At 75.9% G+C, this 5825-nt stretch carries 5 protein-coding genes; all 5 read right to left on the reverse strand.

Going from position 1 to position 5825, the window contains the following annotated elements; translation table 11 throughout:
• Positions 1 to 78: 78 nt before the first annotated feature.
• The gene (locus V7793_RS31980; protein WP_336013193.1) at positions 79 to 777 is read right to left on the reverse strand and encodes a hypothetical protein; all 699 of its coding nucleotides are present in this window, start codon (positions 775 to 777) and stop codon (positions 79 to 81) included.
• An 11-nt stretch (positions 778 to 788) separates the two neighbouring features.
• A complete protein-coding gene (locus V7793_RS31985) occupies positions 789 to 1754 on the reverse strand; it encodes a respiratory chain complex I subunit 1 family protein (protein ID WP_336013196.1) in 966 nt (321 codons plus the stop codon).
• A gap of 25 nt (positions 1755 to 1779) precedes the next feature.
• Positions 1780 to 3813, reverse strand: coding sequence for a proton-conducting transporter transmembrane domain-containing protein (locus tag V7793_RS31990; RefSeq protein ID WP_336013198.1), 2034 nt, complete (start codon positions 3811 to 3813; stop codon positions 1780 to 1782).
• Between the two features lie 91 nt (positions 3814 to 3904).
• Positions 3905 to 4387: an NADH-quinone oxidoreductase subunit B family protein gene (locus V7793_RS31995; RefSeq protein ID WP_336013200.1), complete on the reverse strand. Its 483-nt coding sequence runs from the start codon at positions 4385 to 4387 to the stop codon at positions 3905 to 3907.
• 646 nt (positions 4388 to 5033) lie between these two features.
• Positions 5034 to 5825, reverse strand: a 792-nt coding sequence (locus V7793_RS32000) for an ATP-grasp domain-containing protein (protein ID WP_336013201.1), incomplete at its 5' end; no start/stop codon positions are given.

Here is a 5825-nt window from a genome sequence, read left to right on the forward strand (position 1 = left end):
AGGCGGCGTACGCGGCGGAGGTGGCGAGCGGTACCGCGATGGGGGCGGTCAGCAGCAGTGCGGTGGTGGCGTGCGTCATCAGTCGTGTAGCTCCCGCAGGTCGTCGATGCCGGTGCCGCCGAAGGCGACCCGCATCCGGGTGGTGAGGATCTGCAGGACGAGAACGGCGAGGAGCAGGTCGAAGGACACGCCGAGTTCGACGATCAGGGGGACTCCGGAGGCGGCGAGGAAGGCGGTGGCGGTGATGCCGTTGTCCAGCAGCAGGAATCCGACCACCTGGACCGGCGCGCGGCGGCGCGTGACCAGGGTGAAGAAGCCGATGAGGACCACGGCGAGCCCGACGGGCAGGGCGCGCGTCGCCGGTGCCGGGTGCAGGGCGACCAGCGGTCGGGACACGGCGTAGGCGAGGAGGGTGAGGAGGGCGGCGCTCAGCAGGGAGGCGGCGACGTTGACCAGGGGCCGTGTCTCGCGCGTCTCGCTGACGTCCTCCTGGTAGTGGGGGTAGGGGCGCCGGGGCGTGCCGGCGGTCAGGGCGCGCAGCAGCAGGCGCGGCAGGACGCCGGCCCGCAGCAGGCCGACGCCGGCGGCGACGGCGAGCAGGCCGGGGCGGTCCTCGTGCAGGCCGAGCAGGGCGGCGACGGCGGCCAGGGCCACGCCCTGGAAGGCGAAGACGCGGACGATCGAGGTCAGTTGCCGCAGCCACAGCACGACGACGGCCGCGAGCAGGAACGCACCGCACGCCAGGTCGAGCAGCTGGGTGTAGACGCTGTCGGTCATGTGTCCCTCACTCACTCTCCCGTGAGGAAGTACGAGGCGGTCACCGCGAGGAGCGCCAGCAGGAAGGATCCGGCCAGCAGCTCGGGCACGCGGAAGAGCCGCAGCTTGGCCCAGAACACCTCGGCCGCGGCGAGGGCCGAGCCCAGCAGGGCGACCTTCAGCACGAGCAGGACGAGGGCGAGGACGAGGGCCGCCGGGGAGGCGGTCGTGGCGATGCCCCAGGGGGCGGACAGCGAGGCGAGCAGGCCCAGCAGGACGGTCAGCCGCATCTGGGAGCCGAGTTCGACCAGGGCGAGGTCGGGTCCGGCGTACTCCAGCACCATCGCCTCGTGGACCATCGTCAGTTCCAGGTGGGTGGCGGGGTTGTCCACCGGGAGCCGGCCGGTCTCGGCGAGGACGGCGACGGCCAGGGCGGCGGTGGCGAGCAGGCCCGCCGGGGAGACCAGGCGGACCGGGTCGTGGATGCCGCCGGCGATGATGGCGGACAGGTTCGTCGACCCCGTCGGTATCGACAGGGCGAACACCGCGAGGAGGATCGTCGGTTCGACGAGCGCGGCCACGGTCATCCCGCGGGAGGCGCCCATCCCGCCGAAGGCGGTGCCCGTGTCCAGCCCGGCGAGGGCCAGGGTGACCGTGCCGAGTCCGAGCAGCGCCACGACGAGGATGAGGTCGGCGCCGCCGCTGACGGGGGTGGCGGTCGAGGCCAGCGGGACGAGCGCGGCGACGACGGCCATGGTGGCGACCAGCAGCAGCGGCGCCGTGCGGAAGGCCGGGCCGGTGCCCGCGGGGGTGATGGCCTCCTTGCGCAGCAGCTTGCGCAGGTCGCGCCAGGGCTGGGTGACGCCGGGCCCGGCCCGCCCCTCCATCAGCGCCCGTACCTGCCGCATCAGCCCGGTGAGCAGGGGTGCCCCGGCGACGACCATGGCGACCTGGGCGGTCACCGCGGCCGTTCCGGTGGCGGTCATGGTGCCGTTCACGGCGTCTCCCCGTGCGAGGTGGCGCTCACCAGCCGACCGCCAGGGCCAGCAGGAGAGCGACGAGACCGAAGAACCCGTAGCCGAGGTAGCGGTGCACGCTGCCGGGGGCCAGCCGGCGCGCGGCCCGGCCCACGGCCAGGGCGGCGGCCAGGACCGGGCGGTAGAGGCGGTGTTCGATCCGGTCGCGGACGCTGCGCCGGAAGCGCACGCGTTCCACGAGGTAGGAGGATGCGTGCACCGGGGTGACGTTCACGTCCTGCTCGGGGTCGAGGACGTCGCCGAAGACCCGTTGCAGGGGCTCGGCGAAGGAGGTCGCGGTGTACGACATGCGGGGCGTGGGAGCGCCGCCACCGCAGTCCCACGGCCGCGCGTTGGTACGGCGCCCGCGACGGGCCGTCAGACGGATGAGGGCGGCCGCGGCGACGACGCCCCCGAGCAGGGCCGCCGTCACCCACAGGGGGGACAGGGAGGCGGCGGCCCGGTCCAGCCGCAGCTCCAGGCCGCCGCCCGCCAGGGGGCGGCCGTCGTGGAGCCCCGCCGCGGCGACGGCCCGTGACAGGCTGCTGCCCAGCGTGCCGGGGACGAGGGCGAGGGCCGTACAGCCGATGGCGAGCAGGCCCATGCCCAGGTGCATCAGCGGCGGGCTCTCCTGTGCCGACGCGGCCCCTCCGCTGCGCGGCCGGGCGAAGAAGCCGACGCCCAGGGCCTTGACGAAGACGGCGGCCGCCAGGCCCGCCGACAGGGCGATGACCGCCACGGCGAGCGGCAGCACGATGGCCGTGGACACCCCGGGCACGGCCATGCCGTGGATCAGGGACTGCAGCAGCAGCCACTCGCTGAGGAAGCCGTTGCCCGGCGGCAGCGCGACCGCGGCCAGCGAGGAGACCGCGAAGAAGCCCGCCGTGGCCGGCATCCTGGCGCGCAGGCCGCCCAGCCGGTCGAGGTCGCGCAGCCCCGTGGCCCGCACGACGGAGCCGGCCGCGCAGAACAGCAGGGCCTTGAAGACGGCGTGGTTGGTGACGTGCAGCAGGGCCGCGGCCAGGGCGAGGGCCGCGGGGACCGGATAGCCCGAGGAGGAGAACAGGCCCGCCGCGCCCACGCCGATGAGCACCAGGCCCAGGTTCTCCGACGTCGAGTAGGCGAGCAGGCGCTTGAGGTCGGAGGCCATGGCCGCCTGCAGGATGCCGTAGCCGGCCGACAGGGCGCCCGTCGCGAGGACCAGCAGCCACCCCCAGCCCGGGCCGCCGCCCAGCAGTTCGAAGTCCACGCGGATGATGCCGTACGCGCCCAGGTTCACCATCGCCGTGCTCATCAGCGCCGAGACGTTGCTCGGCGCCTCGGGATGGGCCCGCGGCAGCCACGGGTGCAGGGGCACCATGCCCGCCTTCGACGCGAACGCGGCGGCGACCAGGACGAAGACCGCGCCGCGCGCGCCCGGCGACATTCCGGCCGCCCCCGCGCGCAGCTGCGCGAACGTCTCGCCGCCCGCCCCCGCGGCGAACAGCGCGAGCCCCGCCAGCAGCAGGACGAGGCCGACGTGCGTCATCACCGCGTACCACACGCCGGCCTCGCGGACGGCCGGGCGGTCGCGCTGCTCGGCCAGGACCAGGACGAGCGACGTGACCGCCATCCCCTCCCACAGCAGCAGGAAGGACGAGACCGAGGCGGCCGCCGGGACGAGGACCAGGGTCAGGGCGAAGACCGGCAGGGACGACTGCACCCCGCGCGACGCCGTGCCGCGCGGGCCGCGGCCGCAGGCGTAGCCGATCCCGTAGACGGAGACCGCAAGGACCACGGCGCCCGCGACGGCCATGAACAGGCCCGAGAGGGCGTCGACGGCCAAGTGCAGCCCGGCCAGCGGCAGCAGGCCGGGCAGGTGCGCGGACCAGGAGGCGCCGCCCAGCGCCGCGATCCCGCCCGACAGCCCGGCACCGCCCAGCCCCGCCGTGCACAGCCCCACGGCCACCACCCGGGCGCGGGTGGGCAGGAGCATCCCGGCCAGCACCCCGGCGCCGGCGAGACCGGTGGCCACGACGGTCGCGGACTCGGCTGGGCTCATGCGGTGTGCCCCGCGGGGGCGGCGGCGCGGACGCGGGTGCGAGTGCCTATCGGCCCGCCGGCGGCCGCGGGTCTCCTGCAGCCGTACGCGCTCACCGGCCCGTCACGAGGCGCAGCGCCGCCACGATCCGCTCCGGCTCCGGCGGGCACCCGGGCACCCGCAGGTCGACGGGGACGACGTCGGCCACCGCGCCCTCCACGCCGTGGCCGCCGGCGAACTCGCCGCAGTCGATCGCGCAGTTGCCGACGGCCACCACCAGGCGGGGGCGGGGCATCGCGGCGACGGTACGGCGCAGCGGCTCGGCCATGTTGCGGGTGACGGGGCCCGTCACGAGGGCCACGTCGGCGTGGCGGGGCGAGGCCACCAGGCTGGCGCCGTAGCGCTCGGCGTCGTACACCGGCCCGAAGGCCTGCGCGATCTCGATCTCGCAGCCGTTGCAGGAGCCCGCGTCGATGCAGCGCACGTGGGCCGAGCCGGCCAGTTCCGCGGCGCCGGGCGGCGGGTTCCCCGCAGGGCGGGGCGGGGCGTCCTCCGCCACCCGTCCGGTGTCACGGATCTTGCGCAGCAGGCCCATGCGGGTTCCTTCACCTCGGCGTCGGTGTCCCTCATGAAGGTGTGGCGGCCGTCTCCCGCCGTCACAGCGCGGAATCGCGCCGAGAGACGGCCGCCGGTCGGAAGGGCCGGGACGGCCCGCGCGGACGGTGGTCGGTAGCCCCGTCCGGCGCCCCGCGGATTCCGCCGCCGGCCGGTCCGGGCCCGCCGGCGCTCCGGGTGGGATCGTCGTACGGCCTTCGGCAGCCCCGCTTGCATGAGGACTGGTCTGGCCGGGTCAACGGCGGCACGGGCCCGCGGTCACGGGTGGGAGGGCCGGCCGTCCCCTGGGGGTGACATTGCGGACGGCTGGGACGGATGAGTCGAATTCGCTTGTCCCGTACGGGCGGAGGTTCGCGCCCTGTCCTGACGGACGCTGCGGCCGTCGGACGACGCACGGGCCGGGCCCGCGGCACCGCCGGGCCCGGCAGCGGGGGTTGCGCGCCGTCGCGGCGGAAACAGGTGGCCGGGCCGGGCCGAATAGGCGCGGCAGCCGGCCGGGAGCAGGGGAGTACACCCGGAAACCCGCCGCCGCGGCGCGCAACCCCACGGCCGTGGCCGGCGGTGCCCCGCATGCCTCAAGCCCGTTCGGCACCGCCGGGCACCCCGCCGGCAGGCATGGGCGTCGTTCAGGCGACCGGTTCGGTCGCGGTGGGTGCCGGGGTGCGCGGGTGGTGCGTGCCGGTTGCCGTACGGAGGGTCAGGTCCGCCAGGGCCTCGGGGGCGCCGTCCTGGCCGCGGACGCCGGGGAAGGCGTTGACGTCCACGATGAGGGGGCTTCCGGCGACGTCGAGCAGGTCGACGCCGTACACGTCCAGGGCGAAGACCTCGCCGACGCGCCGGACGACGTCGATCCAGCCCGGGGGCAGGGCGTCGGTGCGCAGGGGTTCGGTGCCGGTGCGGACGGGGGTCGCGAGTTCCGAGCGGCGCAGGCCGGCGAAGACGTGGTCGCCGACGACCCACAGTTTGTGGTCCCAGCCGTCGTTGGGGGTGAAGCGCTGCACCACGACGGGTTCGTCGCCCCACTCGGCCGCGAGCACGGCGAGCCGTACGGGGTCGTCGACGCGGGCCACGAGGTCGTGGCGGCGGCTGTGGCGGCTCTTGATCACGACGGGGTAGGACAGGTCGCCGCGGGTGGCCAGGCCGGCGAGGGAGGGCTCGGTGGCGGTGGCCACGAAGGGGAGACCGGCCCGCAGGGCCACCTCCGCCATGGCGGTCCGGTCCTGGCACCGCCCGGTGGACGCGGCCGAGTTCAGCACGGGCGCCCCGCGCTCCTCGAGGCGGCGGGCGAAGGCCAGGGCGCGCGGGGTGCGGGTCTTGAGGAGATAGACGTCGGCGAGCTCGCCGGGTCCGGGGTCGGGCGCGTGCGCGGGGTCGAGCGCGTCGACGCGGTGGCGGGGCGTCAGCAGGCCGGTGGCGGC

The sequence above is a fragment of the Streptomyces sp. KLMMK genome (assembly GCF_036961605.1).
GTDB classification, from domain to species: domain Bacteria; phylum Actinomycetota; class Actinomycetes; order Streptomycetales; family Streptomycetaceae; genus Streptomyces; species Streptomyces telluris.

What these genes read in the sequence shown, in the direction of transcription:
- V7793_RS31980 (WP_336013193.1), bottom strand. Translation starts at nt 777, where the DNA reads ATGACCGACAGCGTCTACACCCAGCTGCTCGACCTGGCGTGCGGTGCG.
- V7793_RS31995 (WP_336013200.1), bottom strand. Translation starts at nt 4,387, where the DNA reads ATGGGCCTGCTGCGCAAGATCCGTGACACCGGACGGGTGGCGGAGGAC.
- V7793_RS31990 (WP_336013198.1), bottom strand. Translation starts at nt 3,813, where the DNA reads ATGAGCCCAGCCGAGTCCGCGACCGTCGTGGCCACCGGTCTCGCCGGC.